Below are 16,632 nucleotides of genomic sequence, written 5' to 3'. Positions count from 1 at the left end.
CTTTTTAAAGCCTAGTTTTCTTAAGTTTAGAAATTCCCAATACAGCAGACAATCCAATCAACCCTAACCAAGTTAATGAAGAGCTATCTTTAGTTCCTGTATTTGGTAGCATAGCTTTTTCCTCTTGAGGTGCTACTACTTCTTGTTTTGGTTCTAAGCGAGGAGTTTCAGCAACTGGCTTCAACTCTTCCTTCACTCTTGATTCTTCCACTTTAGAGAAGTCGGCAGGAATAATAGTGACGTCTTCTTTCGGTTTTGGCTTAGGTTTTGGTTTTTCAACTGGTCTTGGATCAGACATCTCTTCCATTGGAATAACTGGGATATCCAACTCAGGAACCTCTAAAACTGGCGGTTTAATTGGGTTCACGCCACCGTTAAATTCAGGAATTTCTACTACAGGAGGGGCAAGTGGAACAACTCCACCTGTAAATTCCGGAGTTTCAACATAATAATGGTTAACTGTAGCTGTTCCTTCAGCAACAACCTTATAAGCTCGAACTACTGAAAGAACTTCTTTAGGAGTGTAGGTGATTGAAGAAGTTGTTTCAGTTCTTTCAGCGTTTGCTTCTTTTGTAGAAGAATCACTTAACACGATAGATTTTTTATCTTTGGAAATAGTTACTTTTCCATTTGTCCAGTAATTATCAACTTCAATGTCATCATCATAAACTATAGTCTCAGTGACTTTTTCACCAGCAGATCCCCCAAAATATCTTTGATAACTAAAATTTAAATTACCTGTAAGTAGTAAAGGGTTGCTAGAATCATAAGTTAACTCCCCTTCATAACTTACATTAGCTTCGGGATCTAAAGTTTTATCATGAATGGAACCTTCTAATTTTGAAGACAAACCGTTCAAAACATTTCTAGTGTTTTTAATCTTATCTCTTAATTCGTCTAACTTGCTTTTATCTTGATGATAAAAGACTAGTTCCTTATTTACTAAGCCAAATTTAATACCATTATTCCTTACAAAATTAGCAGTTTCTTCGATATAAGTACTTACCTTGCCAGCCTCTTTTCTTAAATTTCTTCGATAATCATTACTTCCAAAAGTAGATTTCTCAAACATATTTGCAATGTCTAAATAAAGCGAATTAATATCTCTTAAATGGTCAGATAAGGTTGATTTTTCAGGAGCTAAATGTGTTTCACTATCAACAGGATGAACATTAAAAGTCTGACTAATCTTATTTACATTACGAAGAGGGATCGTTTTAATTTTAATTTTATCGTTTGTGTCAAATTTCAAAAAAGCGCCATCTTCAAGCAATTCTTCAGTATCGTCTCCAGTTCCTAACTCATAATCACTTGAAGAATCTTTAAATTTAGTTCCAGATGAAATTATTCCATCAGATGAAACTGTTCCAATCGCATAATTGATGATAGTTCCATCAGATAACAAACGTTCACCTTTTACGGTCGCATATCCTGTATCGGGAGGAATCGGTTCTGTTTCAATTCTATTAATTTCAATCTTTTTAATGTGTTTTTTAGCATTTGACCCTACTGCGTAAGTATCTTTATCAAGAACAAGAATTGAATCTCCACTTTTAAGAGTTACATTTTCTTTTGTAAAATCTTTTGCAGTAGACAAACCATTCTTCCATGTTGCTACAGCTACGTCCTGATTTGCAACACTGTCAGCAACCACATATTTACCGTATTGACCATCTGCAGTTTCTTCAACAATATAAACCTTACCAGTCAGCTTAGTGTAATCAACTTCCCCAGCTTTATTTTGCAATCCCTCTGGAGATACAGCAGCTTCAATATTATTGAACTTAGTCTTATCATAATTAAAGCTATTAGTTCCTTCTAGCTCTGAACGAACATATTCATAAGTTTTACCGTTTGCTTTAATTTGTTTTTCTTTGCCTGTTGCATCTGATAAAGAACTACCTGTTTTTTCTACAACAGATTCACGATAGTTCTTACCGTCCGTATCGTAAGCAAGTCCTTTTTTATCATAAGGAGTCGTTACAGTCCCAGAACCAAGCTGAACCTTTTCTGATTTCAAAACAGATCCATCAGAATCTAACTTGTAATTTACAGTAGCTTCTGCTTTTAAGTTTAATACGTCTGCACCATCAGACTCTCCAACGCTTTTATTTGCTTTTGTTGGTTCAGCAACATCTTTATCTAATATTGCATCTACTTTTACGACATTAGAGGGGTTCTCATCATCTCTAAATGTAGCTGATGATGCAGACGAAACCTTCGCTGTGTCACTAACCAAAGTTGCTGAGCTGTTATTGCTAGATACAACGTCAGCCTGAACAGCATTTGCTCCAACAGACAAACCAATCCCTACAGCTAAAACAGTCGCACCAATTAATTTAGAATCAGTACGTCCGTTCTTATACTTACGAAAAGAAAATTTTTCTTTTTGCTCTTTTTTAAACATAATGAAACCAGTCCTTAAATTTTATAATTTATTACATTATATCATAAAAATTAAAGCAATAGAAACAATCGTGAAATAAAAATTGGGAACTATATACCAGTTTACATCAACCTCAATATGTAGTGTTTCGACAATATCAAAAAAAGGACGAATTTCGTCCTTTCTAGATCTTAGGTTTTCTCAACCCACTAAAGTTGACAAAGAGCCAAACAAAAGAGCTAGCCTAAGCTAACTCTTATCCTATGCGGAGAGAGGGACTTGAACCCTCACGACCTAAAGCGGTCACAGGATCCTTAGTCCTGCGCGTCTGCCAATTCCGCCATCCCCGCGTCGATTACTTTACTAGTATATCAACTTTTAGGATGCTTGTCAACACTTTTTTTCAATTTTTTTCATTTCATCTACCAAATTACTCTGAAATTTCATTTAGATTTTCATCTACTAACTTAGCTCCGAGTGTATTTTTGAAATGATCTAGGGCAAATTGATGATTTTCAGGCCAGATGGAAGCAACAGCTGGTTTAACAATCTCGATATCATATCCTAGATTATAGGCATCTATAGCTGTATGCAAGACACAGATATCCGTCAAGACACCTGTTAAGATAACAGTAGACACTCTCCGCTCTCTCAAACGGATATCCAGGTCAGTCCCTGAAAAAGCTGAGTAATGGCGTTTATCCATCCAAAAGACACGACTGTCTGAACCATGCTCTTGATAAAAGGTTCCCAAATCTCCGTATAAATTCCGTCCACTAGTCCCAATCAAATTGTGAGGAGGAAACAGCTTGCTTTCTGGATGGAAACAATCGTTTTCTTCATGAGCATCTATTGTAAAGAAGATGTAATCTCCTCGTTCAAAAGCTAATCGAGTTACCTTGCTGATGGCATCCGAAATTGCCTGAGCTGGAGCACCTGCTGTCAATTTTCCACTATCAGCAACAAAATCTTCTGTATAATCAATCGAAATTAAAGCCTTAGTCATTAGTAATCTCTTTTCTTCACTTCTTCAAAAATATCTGAAATCAAGACCTTAAGATAGGTTCCCTTCATTCCAAGTGAGCGACTTTCAATAATCCCTGCAGACTCAAGTTTACGTAGGGCATTTACAATCACAGAGCGAGTAATTCCGATACGATCTGCAATCACTGACGCAGTCAACTGCCCTTCATTTCCATTTAATTCCCCTAAAATGGCTGAAACAGCACGAAGTTCGGAGTAAGACAGAGTATTAACCGCCATGGTAACAGCAGTACGGCGACGGATATTTTTCTCATCTTCTTCACGTTGGAAATTAAGGAGTTGAATCCCAACCACGGTACTGGCAATCTCAACAAGGATCAAGTCCTCATCTTCGAATTTTTTATCATTGCGCCAAATAATCAAAGAGCCAAGGCGAATCCCTGATACATGAATCGGTGCAATAGTCGTCAAACCATCTGGAAAGTCGGCACGACTTTCCACAGGAAAAATACTTAAATCATGATCAACTGTCAGATTGGCTTCTGTATCGTAGATCATGTTCGCACCTTGAATGTAGTCATCTGGGAAAATCTTAGTTTGGAAGAATTGCTCTACACGATCTGTATTGGTTTTGTAACGCATGAAATAACCAAGGAGACGTCCCTTGCTATTGACGATACAGGCGTTACAGTCAATAATATCTGCCAATTGACGGGTAATCGCATTGTAGGGAAGTTCTTCCTGCAACTGCTCCTCTGAGCGCTTCAGGATAGAAGTAATTTTTCTAGTTTTTTCTAATAAATGTGCCATTTTTCACCTCGAATTTAATCGCTATCATTATAACATAAACAGCTTGAATTTTCAATTATTATCTGAAAATTGCTTATTTAATTGCAATTAAAAAAACAAGAATATTTTTAATTAAATTGCTTCTTTTCTATTGACAAGCCCCATATTTTTGTGTATTATAATATTACAAGAAGATAATATATATATTATTTATCTTTCTTTTCCATTCGGTCTCCTTATATAAAAAAGCGATTCATTTTGAACCGCTTTTTCTTATTTATCGCCCTTGTTACGAATCACAAAGCCTGTTTGCTTTTCACTTGAAGTATTGCGTGGTTTTTTATTATCCTTACGGTAACGTTTTTCCTTATCAAAACGATCATTGCCACGACTTCCTTTTTTGAAATCATCACGACGACCATTGCCACGGCGATCACGGTCTCGACGGTCGTCCCCACGACGGCCTCCACGACCTCCCTTAGCTTTACCACCGAAGCCATTACCTGATGGTTTAAATGGCAGTGGTTTTTCACGTGCAATCTCCACTTCAGGAAGGCTATCTGGGTCTTGGACTGTCAGACTCAAGATATACATTGCCAATTCTTCTGGAGTAAATTCGGCAGCTAGCTTACGAGCATCCTTACCAAATTTCTCAAAGTTGGCACGGATAGTCTCATCTGCAAAATCACGTTCGATTTTCTTGAGAGCTACGTGTTTTTTTGCTTGGAAGGCTTCTTCTGCACTTGCAGGTTTGAGTCCTTTCATGCGTTTCTTAGTCAAGTTCTCAATGATTTGGAGGTAGCCCATTTCATTTGGTGATACGAAAGTAATAGACTGACCTGACTTACCAGCACGACCTGTACGACCGATACGGTGAACATAACTTTCAGGATCTTGTGGAATATCGTAGTTATAGACATGGGTCACACCTGAAATATCCAAGCCACGCGCTGCAACGTCTGTCGCAACCAAAACATCGAGATTTCCGTTTTTGAAGTCACGAAGGACACGAAGACGTTTGTTTTGGTCTAGGTCTCCATGAATTCCTTCTGCACGGAAACCACGGATTTTAAGTCCACGAGTCAATTCATCTACACGACGTTTGGTACGACCAAATACGATAGCAAGCTCAGGCTGTTCCACATCCATAAGACGAGTCATGGTATCAAATTTTTCTTGTTCTTTGACTCGGATATAGTATTGGTCAACCAATTCTGTTGTCAATTCCTTAGCCGCAATCTTGACATGCTCAGGCTCTTTCATAAACTGAACACCGATACGTTTGATGGCATCTGGCATAGTTGCTGAGAAAAGCAAAGTTTGACGGTTTTCAGGGACACGGGAGATGATAGCTTCAATGTCTTCAAGGAAGCCCATGTTGAGCATTTCATCCGCTTCGTCAAGGATAAGAGTTTCAATATCTTGTAATTTCAAGGCCTTGCGTTTAATCAAGTCCAAGAGGCGACCTGGAGTTCCCACCACGATATGGGCACCAGATTTAAGAGCCTTAATTTGTTTTTCAATGCTTGATCCGCCATATACTGAGCGAACTTTGACTCCCTTACTACGACCAAAGCGGAAGAGTTCTTCTTGACTTTGGACAGCTAGTTCACGAGTTGGAGCGATGACCAAGGCTTGGATAGTCGCTTCTTCTGTACGAATTTTTTCAAGAGTTGGCAAGCCAAAGGCTGCAGTTTTTCCTGTACCAGTCTGAGCTTGACCGATAACGTCCTTGCCTTCAAGGGCCAAGGGAATAGTTTGTTCTTGGATCGGACTGGCTTCTACAAAACCAGCTTTTTCAATCTCTGCTAGCAAATCAGCAGACAAGTTTAATTCATTAAATTTCACGTTATTCTTCTTTCTAAAGGTGGTGCGAAGCCACCCTATAGGGCTTAGTTTATACTTTTCTTTTTATGACGTATTTTCATATACTGGATATAAAATCGTGTTGCTTCTTTTCCACAAAAGAAAAGTACTGTTTTCTTTGCAACCTATCTAGTATAACACAAGAACAGAGCAAAAGATAGCCCAATCCATCGATAAACTCATGTAAACGATTTTTCTGATAAAATAAGGCTATAATTTCCACTATTTCATAAACTTTTTTAAAGCGTAGCAGAATTGTGCAAAAGTTTTTTTCTTGTGCTAGAATGAAAATCGAATAGGAGGAACTCTAAATGTTAACTTATGATTTAATCGTTATCGGATTTGGTAAAGCTGGTAAAACACTAGCAGGTAAATTGGCTTCAGCTGGCAAAAAAGTTGCCCTCGTTGAACGTAGCAAAGCTATGTACGGTGGAACTTGTATCAACATCGGTTGTATCCCAACTAAAACTTTGCTAGTTGCTGCTGAGAAAGACTTGTCTTTTGAAGAAGTGATTGCTACCAAAAACACTATCACTGGTCGCCTAAACGGTAAAAACTATGCTACTGTTGCTGGTACAGGCGTAGATATCTTTGATGCGGAAGCTCACTTCCTTTCAAATAAAGTCATCGAAATCCAAGCTGGTGATGAAAAGAAAGAACTGACCGCTGAAACAATCGTCATCAACACTGGTGCTGTTTCAAACGTCTTGCCAATCCCTGGACTGGCTACAAGCAAAAACGTCTTTGACTCAACAGGTATCCAAAACTTGGACAAATTACCTGAAAAACTTGGAGTCCTTGGTGGTGGAAATATCGGTCTTGAATTTGCAGGCCTTTACAACAAACTTGGAAGCAAGGTTACAGTCCTAGATGCCTTGGATACTTTCCTACCTCGTGCAGAACCTTCCATCGCAGCTCTTGCTAAGCAATACATGGAAGAAGACGGTATTGAATTGCTTCAAAACATCCGTACTACTGAAATTAAAAATGACGGTGAACAAGTGCTTGTCGTAACAGAAAATGAAACTTACCGTTTTGATGCCCTTCTCTACGCGACAGGACGCAAACCAAATGTAGAACCACTTCAACTTGAAAATACAGATATTGAACTAACTGAACGTGGCGCTATTAAAGTAGACAAACATTGTCAAACAAACGTTCCTGGTGTCTTTGCAGTTGGAGATGTCAACGGTGGCCTTCAATTTACTTACATTTCACTTGATGACTTCCGTGTTGTATACAGCTACCTTGCTGGAGATGGCAGCTACACACTTGAAGACCGTCTCAATGTACCAAATACTATGTTCATCACACCTGCCCTTTCACAAGTTGGTTTGACTGAAAGCCAAGCAGCTGATTTGAAACTTCCATACGCTGTTAAGGAAATCCCTGTTGCAGCAATGCCTCGTGGTCACGTAAACGGAGACCTTCGAGGAGCTTTCAAAGCTGTGGTTAATACTGAAACAAAAGAAATTCTTGGAGCAAGCATCTTCTCAGAAGGTTCTCAAGAAATCATCAACATCATCACTGTTGCTATGGACAACAAGATTCCTTACACTTACTTCACAAAACAAATCTTCACTCACCCAACCTTAGCTGAGAATTTGAATGACTTGTTTGCGATTTAAGTTGAGTTTAATCGTATCGAACAGCCCTCTTGGGGCTGTTTTTACTTCTGCGGAACCTCAAATCTGTCTTTTCCTTCTTTTATGATATAATAGAAACATGAAATTAAAAACTACTTTGGGCCTTCTTGCTGGGCGTTCTTCCCACTTCGTTTTAAGCCGTCTTGGCCGTGGAAGTACGCTCCCAGGAAAACTCGCCCTTCAATTTGATAAAGATATTTTACAACACCTAGCTAAGAACTACGAGATTGTCGTGGTCACTGGAACCAACGGGAAAACCTTGACAACTGCCCTCACTGTCGGCATTTTAAAAGAGGTTTATGGTCAAGTTCTGACCAACCCAAGCGGTGCCAACATGATTACAGGGATCGCAACGACCTTCTTAACTGCCAAATCGTCTAAAACTGGTAAAAATATTGCCGTTCTAGAAATCGATGAAGCCAGTCTATCTCGTATCTGTGACTATATCCAGCCAAGCTTATTTGTTATCACCAATATCTTCCGTGACCAGATGGACCGCTATGGTGAGATTTACACAACTTACAAGATGATTTTGGATGCTATTCGTAAGGTGCCTACTGCCACTGTTCTTCTTAATGGAGACAGTCCGCTTTTCTACAAGCCAGCTATCCCAAATCCCGTACAGTATTTTGGTTTTGACTTGGAGAAAGGCCCCGCCCAACTGGCTCACTACAATACAGAAGGGATTCTCTGTCCTGACTGTCAAGGTATCCTCAAATACGAGCACAATACCTATGCAAACTTGGGTGCCTATATCTGTGAAGGTTGCGAATGTAAACGTCCTGAATTAGACTATCGCTTGACAGAACTGGTTGAGTTAACCAACAATCGCTCTCGCTTTGTCATTGACGGACAAGAATACGGTATTCAAATCGGTGGTCTCTACAATATCTACAACGCCCTAGCTGCGGTTGCTATCGCCCGTTTCCTTGGTGCAGATTCGCAACTCATCAAGCAGGGATTTGATAAGAGCCGTGCTGTCTTTGGACGCCAAGAAACCTTCCATATTGGTAATAAGGAATGTACCCTCGTCTTGATTAAAAATCCAGTCGGTGCGACCCAAGCTATCGAGATGATTAAACTAGCACCTTATCCATTTAGTCTATCTGTTCTTCTTAATGCCAACTATGCTGATGGAATTGATACTAGCTGGATCTGGGATGCTGATTTTGAACAAATTACTGACATGGACATTCCTGAAATCAATGCTGGCGGTGTTCGCCATTCTGAAATCGCTCGTCGTCTACGAGTAACTGGCTATCCAGCTGATAAAATTACTGAGACAAGTAATCTGGAACAAGTTCTTAAAACCATTGAAAACCAAGACTGCAAGCATGCCTATATCTTGGCTACCTATACTGCTATGCTTGAATTCCGCGAACTGCTGGCTAGTCGTCAGATTGTTAGAAAGGAGATGAACTAATGGTTTATACTTCACTTTCCTCAAAAGCTGGAAATTACCCCTATCAGCTCAACATTGCCCACCTCTACGGTAACCTCATGAATACCTATGGGGACAATGGAAACATCCTCATGCTCAAGTATGTGGCTGAAAAACTGGGAGCCCATGTGACCATTGACATCGTTTCACTTCATGATGATTTTGATGAAAATTACTACGACATTGTCTTTTTCGGTGGCGGTCAAGACTTTGAACAAAGTATTATTGCAGACGATCTACCTGCTAAAAAAGAAAGCATTGATAACTACATCCAAAACGACGGTGTAGTTCTCGCTATCTGTGGTGGTTTCCAACTATTGGGTCAATATTATGTTGAAGCTTCAGGCAAACGCATCGAAGGACTAGGGGTCATGGGCCACTACACGCTCAACCAGACCAATAACCGTTTTATCGGGGACATCAAGATTCATAATGAAGATTTCGATGAAACCTACTATGGTTTTGAAAATCATCAGGGCCGTACCTTCCTCTCAAATGACCAAAAACCACTAGGACAGGTTGTCTATGGAAATGGAAACAACGAAGAAAAAGTCGGCGAAGGGGTTCATTATAAGAATGTCTTTGGTTCTTACTTCCACGGCCCTATCCTCTCTCGTAATGCCAATCTAGCTTATCGCCTAGTCACTACTGCCCTTAAGAAGAAATATGGTCAGGACATTCAACTCCCTGCTTATGAGGACATTCTCAGCCAAGAAATCGCTGAGGAATACAGCGACGTCAAAAGCAAAGCTGACTTTTCTTAAACAAAGTGAAACTATATCAAAGAACTCCGTTATCTTGTCGGAGTTCTTTTTGTCTTTTCTTTTACCCTTCTCCCTTGCATTTTCTCTCATTTTTTGCCAAAATAGAGGGGTAGAAAGAAGGTAGCATATGTCTAAATTACAACAAATCGTAACATATCTTGAATCAGAAAAACTAGACGTCGCTGTCGTATCTGACCCCGTCACAATCAATTACCTCACTGGCTTTTACAGTGATCCCCATGAACGCCAAATGTTCCTTTTTGTCCTAGCGGATCAGGAACCCCTCCTCTTTGTCCCAGCCCTTGAGGTTGAGCGTGCAAGCAGCACTGTTTCCTTCCCAGTTGTGGGCTATGTGGATTCTGAAAATCCATGGCAAAAAATGAAACATGCTCTTCCACAACTTGACTTCAAACGTGTTGCTGTTGAGTTTGACAATCTCATCTTGACCAAATATCATGGTTTAAAAACTGTTTTTGAAACTGCTGAGTTTGAAAACCTCACTCCTCGTATCCAACGCATGCGCCTCATCAAATCAGCTGATGAAGTGCAAAAAATGATGGTTGCAGGTCTCTATGCGGACAAGGCAGTTAAGGTTGGTTTTGATAATATTTCTCTTGATAAGACAGAGACAGATATCATCGCTCAAATTGACTTTGCTATGAAGCGTGAAGGTTATGAAATGAGCTTTGACACCATGGTCTTGACTGGTGATAATGCTGCAAATCCACACGGTATTCCAGCAGCTAATAAGGTTGAAAATGATGCTCTTCTCCTCTTTGACCTCGGTGTTCTGGTCAACGGCTATGCTTCAGATATGACTCGTACAGTCGCTGTTGGTAAACCAGACCAATTCAAGAAAGACATTTATAACTTGACTCTTGAAGCTCAACAAGCTGCTCTTGACTTTATCAAACCAGGTGTGACTGCCCATGAAGTGGATCGTGCTGCTCGTGAGGTCATCGAAAAAGCTGGTTACGGCGAGTACTTCAACCACCGTCTCGGTCACGGTATCGGTATGGATGTCCACGAATTCCCATCCATCATGGAAGGAAACGACATGGTCATCGAAGAAGGCATGTGCTTCTCTGTTGAACCAGGTATCTATATCCCTGGTAAAGTCGGTGTTCGTATTGAAGACTGCGGTGTTGTTACCAAGGATGGCTTTGACCTCTTTACAAGCACCAGCAAAGACTTGCTTTATTTTGATTAATATTCATCTAATACTCAATGAAAATCAAAGAGCAAACTAGGAAACTAGCCGCAGGTTGCTCAAAACAATGTTTTGAGGTTGTAGATAAGACTGATGAAGTCAGCTCAAAACACTGTTTTGAGGTTGTGGATAGAACTGACGAAGTCAGTAACCATATCTACGGCAAGGCGACGTTGACGCGGTTTGAAGAGATTTTCGAAGAGTATAAAATCTTCCCACAATAAAACGCATAGTATCAAGGTTTCAAGACCTGATACTATGCGTTTTTCTTATTTGAAAGACTTTTGACTCAGCCTCTTTATACTAGTGCAAATTAGGAAGCTAGCCGCAGGTTGCTCAAAACACTGTTTTGAGGTTGTGAATAGAACTGACGAAGTCAGTAACCATATCTACGGCAAGGTGAAGCTGACCTGGTTTGAAGAGATTTTCAAAGAGTATTACTTAATCTTCTTGATACTTTGACTAAGAATAAATCCTACAATCATCCCTACCATATTTTGCATGAAATTCGGTAGGATTTCTGGTAGGGCTGCAGCCCAGCCATTCATTAAAGTTGAACCTAGGGCGTAGCCCCCAACCATAACAATAGTTGCCAAAACGAGACCTAACCACTGAGTTTTTCCTTTAAATCCTGCGAAAAATCCCTGCAAGCCATGGTTGACCAAGCTAAATAACATCCACTGAGGATAGCCTGATAAGAGGTCAATCAAGAAACCTGCTAGTCCTCCGACTACAGCCCCTTCACGACTACCAAAGTAGAAGGCCGCGAAGAAGACACCCGCATCTAAAAGAGTTAGAATGCCTGTCGGTGTTGGAATTTTTAAGAAATAGCCTAGAACCACAGAAAGAGCGGTTAATAGGGATACAAGGGCGATTTTAGTTGTTTTGGTTTGCTTCATATTGTCTTACTCCATACTGATCTGCTTGTGTAATAGCACGAAAAACGAAAGCCTTAGAACTTTCTACTGCTGGTAAAAGTTCATCACCTTTAACCAAGTGACTGGCAATGCTAGAGGCAAAGGTACAACCTGCGCCAGCATTTTGTCCTTGGATAACGGGATTTTCTAGGACTGTAAAGGTCTGTCCGTCATAAAAGACATCTACAGCCTTGTCCTGACTAAGGCGATTGCCTCCCTTGATAATGACTGCTGGCGCTCCTAAGTCATTTAATTTCTGAGCTGCAGCCTTCATGTCTTCCAAGGTTTTGATTTCCTGACCAGCCAATAATTCTGCTTCAGGAAGATTAGGCGTAATCACACTGACATAAGGGAAAAAGCGAATCAACTCTTGGCAGAGTTCACTAACTGCTACGTCGTGTGTTTCCTTGCAGACCAAGACAGGGTCCAATACCACAGGAACTCCTGGGCGTTGCTTGATAAAGTCCAAGGCCTTCTCAGCCACACTGACAGTTGGTAGAAGACCAATCTTAATACCTGCAAATTCCACATCACGCAAGCTATCTAATTCATGTTGAAAAATGGTATCGTCAGTTGGAAAGACTTCAAAGCCTTTTTCTGTCAAGGCTGTCAAGCAAGTCACTGCTACAAAGCCATGCAAGCCGTTCAAGGTATAAGTAGCCAAATCAGCGGACAAACCACCACCACTAAAAATATCATTTCCTGAAAGTGCTAAAATACGATTATTCTTCATAACGAATCTCCTTTAAATATAAACCATTTGGTGCTGCAGTGGGACCTGCAAGCTGCCTGTCCTTTTTCTCCAAGATGAGGTCAATCTGCTCTACTGGCATACGCTTGTTGCCGATTTTGAGCAGTGTCCCCACCATATTGCGAATCTGCTTATACAAGAAACCATTTCCTGAAAAGGTAAAAGTCAAAAACTGGCCCGTCTTATCGACTGTTAAACTAGCTTCTGTAATGGTACGAACCTTATCCTCCACACTAGTCCCAGAGGCTGTAAAACCTGTAAAATCATGTGTTCCCTCTAGCTTCTTGATTGCAATCTGCATCCGTTCCACATCAAGCGGATAAGGAAAGTGGGTGGCATAGTGACGGCGCATAGGATTTTTGGGACGTCCTCTATCCACGATAAACTCATAGGTCTTGCTATGCTTGGCATAACGGCAATGAAAATCATCCGCCACAAGCTCAATCGAAATCACATCAATATCTTCAGGAGACTGGGTGTCCAAAGCAAAACGGAGCTTCTCCTCATCCATCTGATAAGGTAGATCAAAATGAAGCACCTGTCCCAGAGCATGAACCCCACTATCTGTCCTACCAGCACCGTGAACAGTAATGGCTTGCCCTTTATTGAGTCTCGTCAAGGTTTTTTCAATTTCTTCCTGAACACTACGCGCATGGGGCTGGCGCTGAAAACCAGCAAAGGCGTAACCATCATAGGAAATAGTTGCTTTATATCTCGTCATAACTTCTATTTTATCAAGAAAATAGTCTGTAAACAAGATTCTAAAACAACTATTGTCTGGGTACAAAATTCACAAAAAGAAAAACTTAGGAAACCAATCCTAAGCTCTCTTTTGAAGTAGGTACATGACAAAGATAGAGGTTACAATCAACCACCCTCCTAAGATACTAAAGACCAACATTCCATTGTGAGTTAGTAAGCCAATTGCACCTAGAACGAATGGAGTCGTAAAGGCTCCAAAACTACAGCCTAATACAGCAAATGAAGTTGCTTGATTGAGGAGTTTAGCTGGAATTCGTTCAGAGACCAGTTGAAAGACCGTCGTCAAGGCTACACTGTAGGCAAAGCCAGCCAGAATACTTCCTGCCACTACCACCCACAAGGATGGAGACAAGGCAATCACAATTTGCCCTAGGCCAAAGGTAATACCGGACCATAGGAGCAGTTTCTCTTTAAAGATAGAAATCAAGAAAGAGAAACTCACCCCAGCCACAATCCCGATTAACTGCATGACACTAAGAACAAAACTAGATAACTGAGCATCTCCCAGTCCTCTTTCCACCATCAAACTTGGAATACGAATGGTAATAGCCGTGTTGGTACAAACTACAACTGCCGCTTCGATAGCTAGGATAAAAATCAAGCCTTTCATTTCTCGAGTTAAGCGACTTACTTCCTTCGCTTTTTTCTTGACTTCTTTCTTTTCCTTTCCATAAGGGACAAAGAGCAGATAAAGGGTCAGTACCAAAAATCCAGCACTATAGGCTAGGAAGGTAGCTGTCCAACCGAAGGCCAACAATTGGCCGACTGCCAAGGTAATGAGAGAAGCCCCAACAACCTCTGCAGAACCGCGTAGCCCTAACATCTGAATTCGCGTTTTTCCTTGATAGCGTTCACTGATAATGGAAATGGCCTTGGCATTGATCATCCCAACTCCCAAGCCAAAAAGAATCCGTGTTCCAAAGACAAAGGGATAGGCTTGATACCAAAAGGGAGCCGTTCCACTTAGTGATAAAATCAGCAATCCCAAACTGATCTGTAAGCGCTCAGGAAATATTTTTTCTAAGAAACCATTTAATAATAACATAATCATGATTCCAAAGGATGGCAAGCTCGCCAAGAGCTCAATTTGTTCCTTAGGATAGCCTTGATAATAGTCAAACATGGCTGGCAGGGCACTCGAGATGGAAAAGGAGGTAATCAAAACGAGGGAGAGAGCCAAAATACTGGCCCGTTCTAAAAATTGTTTCATGAAATCTCTTTCTATATTTCTCTTAATCTTCTACTTTTTTGATAGTTATCAAACAAGCAAGAAAAGAAGAAGCCTCTTTGGTGTATAGACTCCTTCTTAAACTTGAAAATGAATCCCTTGTATCTTAGGATGACTTTCTCTTGATTTGCTTGATAAAGTAGAAGATAAATCCTGCCACCATATAGGCAACAAAGATAATCAGACACCACTTGAACACGACATCCCACCCCTTGTTCACATTCAAAAAGAAGTAAGGGAAGGGACTGACCTTAGAATTAGGAACATCAAGTTTCAGTACCAAGCCATTAAAAAGAGCAAAAATCATATACAGCAAGGGTAAAATCGTCCACACAATTGGATCCCAAATCTTGTATTGACCCTGTTTGTCAAAAAAGAGGGTATCTGCTAAAAACCAGAGGGGAACGATATAGTGGCAAAGGAAATTTTCTAGGGTATAGAAATTAGTCGCTATGGGTGCCAAGAGGAAATGGTAAATCACACAGGTAATCATGATACTCATAGTGACCCCACCTTTTAAGCGCAAGAGACTTGGCCTTTGCCAGTTTTCACCTAAACGGCTCATAACCTTTAGGAGATAGAGCGTAAAAATCGCTACTAAGAGATTGGACAGAACCGTGTAATAGAGAAGCATCCCAAATCCACCATGCTTGGCGATTTCAAGATAAACTCCCGTAAAAGCCGCTAGAAACAAGAAGATACGGCTATAAAATACAAGTTTATAATTCTTTGACATGCTTAAATTTTCTTCACAAACTCTGATTTGAGTTTCATGGCACCAAAGCCATCAATTTTACAGTCGATATTGTGGTCGCCTTCTACGATGCGGATATTTTTCACGCGCGTCCCTTGTTTCAAATCTTTTGGCGCACCTTTTACTTTCAAATCCTTGATGAGGGTTATAGTATCACCGTCAGCCAATTTATTCCCGTTGGCATCGATAGCAACAAGGCCCTCTTCTACATCTGCAACTTCAGCAGGATTCCACTCATGAGCACACTCTGGGCAAACCAGTAGGGCACCGTCTTCGTAGACATACTCTGAGTTACATTTTGGGCAATTTGGTAAGTTGTTCATGGTTTCTCCTTATCATCATTCACTATTCTTTGAAAATCAAAATTTCTCGAACAGCAACTATTATACCCTAAAATCAGCATTTTGACAAATATAGAAAAAAACCGATATCAATCTATCGGCTTTTCTATATCTACATTCTTTTTTCAGCTTCTGCTTTGATTTTTTCAACTACTTCCTGAATGTTCAAGCCAGTTGTATCAAGATAGACAGCGTCCTCTGCTTGTTTGAGAGGCGAAGTCTCACGATGACTATCCTTGTAGTCACGCGCAGCAATTTCCTCTTTTAGGGTTTCAAGGTCTGTTTCAATTCCCTTGGCAATATTTTCCTTGTAACGACGCTCTGCTCTTTCATCAACAGAAGCTACTAGAAAAATTTTCAGTTCTGCTTGTGGCAATACAACAGTTCCAATATCGCGACCGTCCATGACAATCCCACCTTGCTGGGCAATCTCTTGTTGAAGAGAAACTAGTTTCTCACGTACTTCAGGAATTGCCGCAATAGCAGAAACATGATTGGTCACTTGATTTTCACGAATAGGATGGGTAATATCCACATCTCCTACAAAGACAAGCTGTTCTCCAGTTTCTGAACGCCCAAAGCTGATTGGATGCTGGTCCAATAAGGCTAAAAGTTCCTCAATCTCTTCCACTCCTAACTGGTGTTTCAGAGCCATATAGGTCGCCGCACGATACATGGCACCTGTATCTAGATAGGTATACCCAAAATCTTTAGCAATAATCTTAGCAACCGTACTCTTACCGCTTGAAGCTGGACCATCGATAGCAATTTGAATCGTCTTCATTTATGACTC

The 16,632-nt window shown here is 40.5% G+C and carries 16 protein-coding genes and 1 tRNA gene; 5 read left to right on the top strand and 12 right to left on the bottom strand.

What is annotated here, in order from left to right:
- Positions 1-4: 4 nt before the first annotated feature.
- The 5 genes from SK637_RS03180 to cshA all read right to left on the bottom strand — a co-directional run bounded on the left by SK637_RS03180 (position 5) and on the right by cshA (position 6,007).
- Positions 5-2,407 carry an SIALI-17 repeat-containing surface protein gene (locus SK637_RS03180; RefSeq protein ID WP_033688375.1) on the bottom strand — a complete coding sequence of 801 codons (2,403 nt, stop codon included), beginning with the start codon at positions 2,405-2,407 and terminating at the stop codon, positions 5-7.
- Between the two features lie 243 nt (positions 2,408-2,650).
- Positions 2,651-2,736: transfer RNA gene (locus SK637_RS03175), tRNA-Leu, on the bottom strand.
- Between the two features lie 80 nt (positions 2,737-2,816).
- Positions 2,817-3,392: a cysteine hydrolase family protein gene (locus tag SK637_RS03170; RefSeq protein WP_033688373.1), complete on the bottom strand. Its 576-nt coding sequence runs from the start codon at positions 3,390-3,392 to the stop codon at positions 2,817-2,819.
- A complete protein-coding gene (gene codY, locus SK637_RS03165) occupies positions 3,392-4,180 on the bottom strand; it encodes a GTP-sensing pleiotropic transcriptional regulator CodY (RefSeq protein ID WP_000940738.1) in 789 nt (262 codons plus the stop codon). The genes SK637_RS03170 and codY overlap by 1 nt, the downstream gene beginning before the upstream one ends.
- A 252-nt stretch (positions 4,181-4,432) precedes the next feature.
- Positions 4,433-6,007 (bottom strand): degradosome RNA helicase CshA, encoded by a 1,575-nt coding sequence (cshA, locus tag SK637_RS03155; RefSeq protein ID WP_033688371.1) that lies wholly within the window; start codon positions 6,005-6,007, stop codon positions 4,433-4,435.
- A gap of 329 nt (positions 6,008-6,336) precedes the next feature.
- Between cshA and SK637_RS03150 the strand changes: the two genes are divergently transcribed.
- The 5 genes from SK637_RS03150 to SK637_RS10075 all read left to right on the top strand — a co-directional run bounded on the left by SK637_RS03150 (position 6,337) and on the right by SK637_RS10075 (position 11,310).
- A complete protein-coding gene (locus SK637_RS03150; protein WP_023945448.1) occupies positions 6,337-7,653 on the top strand; it encodes an FAD-containing oxidoreductase in 1,317 nt (438 codons plus the stop codon).
- Positions 7,654-7,750: 97 nt separating this feature from the next.
- A complete protein-coding gene (gene murT / locus SK637_RS03145; protein ID WP_000770026.1) occupies positions 7,751-9,094 on the top strand; it encodes a lipid II isoglutaminyl synthase subunit MurT in 1,344 nt (447 codons plus the stop codon).
- Entirely contained in the window at positions 9,094-9,876 is a 783-nt protein-coding gene (gene gatD, locus SK637_RS03140; RefSeq protein WP_000263158.1) for a lipid II isoglutaminyl synthase subunit GatD, read from the top strand. The genes murT and gatD overlap by 1 nt, the downstream gene beginning before the upstream one ends.
- Before the next feature lie 127 nt (positions 9,877-10,003).
- Positions 10,004-11,086, top strand: coding sequence for a M24 family metallopeptidase (locus tag SK637_RS03135; RefSeq protein ID WP_033688369.1), 1,083 nt, complete (start codon positions 10,004-10,006; stop codon positions 11,084-11,086).
- A gap of 17 nt (positions 11,087-11,103) precedes the next feature.
- Positions 11,104-11,310: a hypothetical protein gene (locus tag SK637_RS10075; RefSeq protein ID WP_033688366.1), complete on the top strand. Its 207-nt coding sequence runs from the start codon at positions 11,104-11,106 to the stop codon at positions 11,308-11,310.
- A gap of 213 nt (positions 11,311-11,523) precedes the next feature.
- Here SK637_RS10075 and SK637_RS03125 read toward each other — a convergent pair whose 3' ends face one another.
- The 7 genes from SK637_RS03125 to cmk form a co-directional block, all read right to left on the bottom strand.
- On the bottom strand, positions 11,524-11,985 hold the full coding sequence (locus tag SK637_RS03125; RefSeq protein WP_033688364.1) for an ECF transporter S component: 462 nt from the start codon (positions 11,983-11,985) through the stop codon (positions 11,524-11,526).
- The gene (locus SK637_RS03120) at positions 11,963-12,736 is read right to left on the bottom strand and encodes a bifunctional hydroxymethylpyrimidine kinase/phosphomethylpyrimidine kinase (RefSeq protein WP_033688363.1); all 774 of its coding nucleotides are present in this window, start codon (positions 12,734-12,736) and stop codon (positions 11,963-11,965) included. Before SK637_RS03120 ends, SK637_RS03125 begins: the two co-directional genes overlap by 23 nt.
- Complete coding sequence (gene truA, locus SK637_RS03115) at positions 12,726-13,475, bottom strand: tRNA pseudouridine(38-40) synthase TruA (protein WP_033688362.1); 750 nt, start codon at positions 13,473-13,475, stop codon at positions 12,726-12,728. The genes SK637_RS03120 and truA overlap by 11 nt, the downstream gene beginning before the upstream one ends.
- 99 nt (positions 13,476-13,574) lie before the next feature.
- The gene (locus SK637_RS03110) at positions 13,575-14,726 is read right to left on the bottom strand and encodes an MFS transporter (RefSeq protein ID WP_033688361.1); all 1,152 of its coding nucleotides are present in this window, start codon (positions 14,724-14,726) and stop codon (positions 13,575-13,577) included.
- 124 nt (positions 14,727-14,850) lie between these two features.
- Positions 14,851-15,480: a Pr6Pr family membrane protein gene (locus SK637_RS03105; RefSeq protein WP_033688359.1), complete on the bottom strand. Its 630-nt coding sequence runs from the start codon at positions 15,478-15,480 to the stop codon at positions 14,851-14,853.
- Between the two features lie 2 nt (positions 15,481-15,482).
- Positions 15,483-15,821, bottom strand: coding sequence for a zinc ribbon domain-containing protein YjdM (locus SK637_RS03100; RefSeq protein WP_001061583.1), 339 nt, complete (start codon positions 15,819-15,821; stop codon positions 15,483-15,485).
- Between the two features lie 130 nt (positions 15,822-15,951).
- Complete coding sequence (gene cmk / locus SK637_RS03095) at positions 15,952-16,623, bottom strand: (d)CMP kinase (protein WP_033688358.1); 672 nt, start codon at positions 16,621-16,623, stop codon at positions 15,952-15,954.
- Positions 16,624-16,632 lie beyond the last annotated feature (9 nt).

The organism is Streptococcus mitis, assembly GCF_000722765.2.
GTDB classification, from domain to species: domain Bacteria; phylum Bacillota; class Bacilli; order Lactobacillales; family Streptococcaceae; genus Streptococcus; species Streptococcus mitis_AQ.
Note: the sequence above shows the minus strand (reverse complement) of the source record. Positions and strands in the feature narration are given on the sequence as shown.

Excerpts from the sequence above, each read along its gene's own strand:
- SK637_RS03180 (WP_033688375.1), bottom strand. The coding sequence starts at position 2,407 with ATGTTTAAAAAAGAGCAAAAAGAAAAATTTTCTTTTCGTAAGTATAAG.
- SK637_RS03170 (WP_033688373.1), bottom strand. The coding sequence starts at position 3,392 with ATGACTAAGGCTTTAATTTCGATTGATTATACAGAAGATTTTGTTGCT.
- codY (WP_000940738.1), bottom strand. The coding sequence starts at position 4,180 with ATGGCACATTTATTAGAAAAAACTAGAAAAATTACTTCTATCCTGAAG.
- SK637_RS03150 (WP_023945448.1), top strand. The coding sequence starts at position 6,337 with ATGTTAACTTATGATTTAATCGTTATCGGATTTGGTAAAGCTGGTAAA.
- murT (WP_000770026.1), top strand. The coding sequence starts at position 7,751 with ATGAAATTAAAAACTACTTTGGGCCTTCTTGCTGGGCGTTCTTCCCAC.
- gatD (WP_000263158.1), top strand. The coding sequence starts at position 9,094 with ATGGTTTATACTTCACTTTCCTCAAAAGCTGGAAATTACCCCTATCAG.
- SK637_RS03135 (WP_033688369.1), top strand. The coding sequence starts at position 10,004 with ATGTCTAAATTACAACAAATCGTAACATATCTTGAATCAGAAAAACTA.
- SK637_RS10075 (WP_033688366.1), top strand. The coding sequence starts at position 11,104 with ATGAAAATCAAAGAGCAAACTAGGAAACTAGCCGCAGGTTGCTCAAAA.
- SK637_RS03125 (WP_033688364.1), bottom strand. The coding sequence starts at position 11,985 with ATGAAGCAAACCAAAACAACTAAAATCGCCCTTGTATCCCTATTAACC.
- SK637_RS03120 (WP_033688363.1), bottom strand. The coding sequence starts at position 12,736 with ATGAAGAATAATCGTATTTTAGCACTTTCAGGAAATGATATTTTTAGT.
- truA (WP_033688362.1), bottom strand. The coding sequence starts at position 13,475 with ATGACGAGATATAAAGCAACTATTTCCTATGATGGTTACGCCTTTGCT.
- SK637_RS03110 (WP_033688361.1), bottom strand. The coding sequence starts at position 14,726 with ATGAAACAATTTTTAGAACGGGCCAGTATTTTGGCTCTCTCCCTCGTT.
- SK637_RS03105 (WP_033688359.1), bottom strand. The coding sequence starts at position 15,480 with ATGTCAAAGAATTATAAACTTGTATTTTATAGCCGTATCTTCTTGTTT.
- SK637_RS03100 (WP_001061583.1), bottom strand. The coding sequence starts at position 15,821 with ATGAACAACTTACCAAATTGCCCAAAATGTAACTCAGAGTATGTCTAC.
- cmk (WP_033688358.1), bottom strand. The coding sequence starts at position 16,623 with ATGAAGACGATTCAAATTGCTATCGATGGTCCAGCTTCAAGCGGTAAG.